Source organism: Parasutterella muris, assembly GCF_009767915.1.
GTDB lineage: Bacteria > Pseudomonadota > Gammaproteobacteria > Burkholderiales > Burkholderiaceae_F > Parasutterella > Parasutterella muris.
In genome coordinates this window covers 1-2676 of sequence record NZ_WSRP01000077.1, presented here as the reverse complement: position 1 = coordinate 2676, position 2676 = coordinate 1, and the positions used below count along the sequence as shown (strand labels likewise).

The following is a 2676-nucleotide window of genomic DNA, read 5'->3' as shown; positions in this document are numbered from 1 at the left end:
GACGTAACCAGCAGGAAATCTGACGAAGAAAACTCTTTTTACTGGGACCTAATCCCCAAGAAACTAAGAGCGACGATGGAAGCTCTGAAGATAGCCGTGCCTCCAAGATTTATCACCTAGAGGGCACGGAATTCAGGTTGGATATTATCCGAAGCGCGTACAAATCGCGTACATTTGAAATAAGAATTTTGAGTTTTATAGAACTGAGAGCTGTAGAACATAGAGAAGAAAAAATCCATGAAGCGCTTGTCTATCAGGGATTTTTACTTTCCTTTTCTTCTATTATCGCTCTTTAGCCCTGGAAATCCTCCCACTGTGAAATCTTCTCCTTCCCGGGCTTCTATCTGTAATTGTTTTGTTATTTCTTTTGCTGCCCTCGGCATTGGTAAAGCTCCATCTGCTATACGCCAATAAAAATCCCATTGGAAGCCGTTAAACGCTGTGAAGATACAGCAGGGAAAAACCGCAAAAGCCCCGTATTTATTAGTCCGGGCAAAAAATATCCGAGTGTCTTGTAGACTCTCGGATGGTAACTTGGTGGCCCCAACATGAATTGAATACCATTGAAGATCAAGGAATATAAATGAATTATTTTAAATTCCCTCAAATTTTCCCCTAGTCACTCGTTCTCTTCACAGTCTCTGCTGCACACCATTCAATGATTCAGCCATCTCGGACTGCACGTTCCGCACATTCAGCCTGTCATGGTTCAGTCAACTCACTTATGGTTTTCTGCGCAGAATTTAATAGTGCTGTTAACTCCGTTGAGGGCTTGTTGGATGATCTTCTATGCAGATTTAAGCGTAGATATGTCGATAAAACTACATTTCATCATCATAAAAACTTGATATGTCGATGACGCGTACATATACTTATTTTGTGTCCGCGATTTTTAATTTTGTCGACACATGCAAAATTTAACACGGACCCACCGTGCTACTCATTTATGGTTCTCTGCGCAGAATTTAATTGCCTGCTCAGCTGGGTCGAGTAACTCTCGACCTTCAACTGCCAATCGGAGACATCGATTACGCTCCCGATCGGCGTGAAACTATACAGGACTGAGCAGACACAATATTTACATAGCTCTAGATACGCAACCTTAAGGACTTCTACCTATAACGAGGTCTACTTATTTCAAAAAAATGCAAAACTGTGCAATAATTCAAGTCCCAAGTTTACTTGGTGATCCGGCCCTCTTGAGTACTCTTACCCGAACATCGAGGATGAGAAGAAATGTGGGCCTGTTTCTTTATCTACACTATGAATACCCATAAAGTTGCTATTTTAGTTGATGGCGGTTTTTACAGGAAACGAGCAATAACTCTCTGCGGTTCAAAACCTGCGGAAGATCGGGCCAACGAGCTTTTCAATTATTGTTTACAGCATCTAAGATCTAAATCAGAGAAGAACAATCCAAGAGAGCTATACAGAATTTTTTATTATGATTGTGAACCTTTATCTGGGTGCTTATTCAACCCCATTAGTAAGAAAAATATCGTCCTTGACAAAACCGATGTCTATAAATGGACTTTTGATTTTTTGGCAGCGTTGAAACAAAAAAGAAAAGTTGCTTTAAGACTGGGAAGGCTCGCTATGCACTCTCCCTATATTCTGAGTTATCAAAAGCTAAAGGAACTTGGTGCTGAAAAATCCGCTGGGAAGATATTCGTCCAGAAGATCTAACCGTAAACCTCGAACAAAAAGGCGTAGACATGAGGATCGGCGTAGACATCTCATCTTTAGCCTTCAAGCGCCAGGTAGATCGAATCATTCTAGTATCAGGCGATAGCGATTTTGTTCCGGCAGCGAAGCAAGCACGAAGGGAAGGTATCGATTTTATTTTAGACCCGATGGGGTCGCATATTGAGGATGAGCTTTTTGAACACATCGACGGTCTTCAGACTAGGATTAATTGGCTCAAAAAGAAATCACCCTCTCTTTTGCTTCCGTCTCCAAAGTAGTTATTTATCTATGGTTTTCTGCACAGAATCTAATTGCTCTTTGAGCTTGATCGAGTAATTCCCTGCCCTCGACAGCCAATCGGAGACATCGATTACGCTCCCGATCGGCGTTTGTTTTGGACATTCTCTCAACGTCGGCGAGCTGGTTACGCATCCTGTCAAGCTCGTTGCGAGAAGCAGACTCAGCAACACGCAACTCAGATAAAGCCAGCGCGTCGCTCGTTTGTTTGGCTTTGTGTTCCTCAAGCGCTGCTGTGAGCGCTGATATTTGGGTACGGGCACTTCTTAACTCCTCCGAATCTCGTCCGTTTTGAACGCCGATCCAGTACGTAAAAATAAGAGCGGCCGCAGCCGCCCCGATTTTTAGAACGTTTATTAAATTCATTTATCCATTCCACCTTCGCTCCGGTCCAAGATCGACGTGAACGAACGTGGGATAAAACCCAACACCACCCTTGCATCGCCTATTAGCGATAATTTTTAGACGCCCGAGAACCTCCTGCCACCGTTTTTGATCTTGATATCGTGTCGGACGAATGTCTGCCGCCTGGCCCTTAACGTGGTAAGAGTTTTTAGCTCCGCCGACTGCTGCATTGTGCTCAGGCGACCGATAACCAGAGTTGATAAAAATTGGCTCTCCAAAATCGGCCCTGATCTCCTCTAACAAATGATAAAGGCCCGGATCAACGACCTCGGGCCACGGACTTGGTTT

The 2676-nt window shown here is 43.6% G+C and carries 4 protein-coding genes; 2 read left to right on the top strand and 2 right to left on the bottom strand.

Annotated features, from left to right (window positions below; translation table 11 throughout):
* Positions 1–1236: 1236 nt before the first annotated feature.
* Together E5987_RS12970 and E5987_RS13560 are read left to right on the top strand one after the other, a co-directional pair.
* Complete coding sequence (locus tag E5987_RS12970) at positions 1237–1686, top strand: PIN domain-containing protein (protein WP_202074647.1); 450 nt, start codon at positions 1237–1239, stop codon at positions 1684–1686.
* Positions 1653–1964, top strand: a complete 312-nt coding sequence (locus tag E5987_RS13560) for an NYN domain-containing protein (RefSeq protein WP_370594093.1) — start codon at positions 1653–1655, stop codon at positions 1962–1964. The genes E5987_RS12970 and E5987_RS13560 overlap by 34 nt, the downstream gene beginning before the upstream one ends.
* Before the next feature lie 4 nt (positions 1965–1968).
* Here E5987_RS13560 and E5987_RS12520 read toward each other — a convergent pair whose 3' ends face one another.
* Positions 1969–2349: a hypothetical protein gene (locus E5987_RS12520; RefSeq protein WP_160336402.1), complete on the bottom strand. Its 381-nt coding sequence runs from the start codon at positions 2347–2349 to the stop codon at positions 1969–1971.
* Positions 2350–2676: YcbK family protein (locus tag E5987_RS12515; protein ID WP_160336401.1), on the bottom strand; the 327-nt coding region annotated here is incomplete at its 5' end.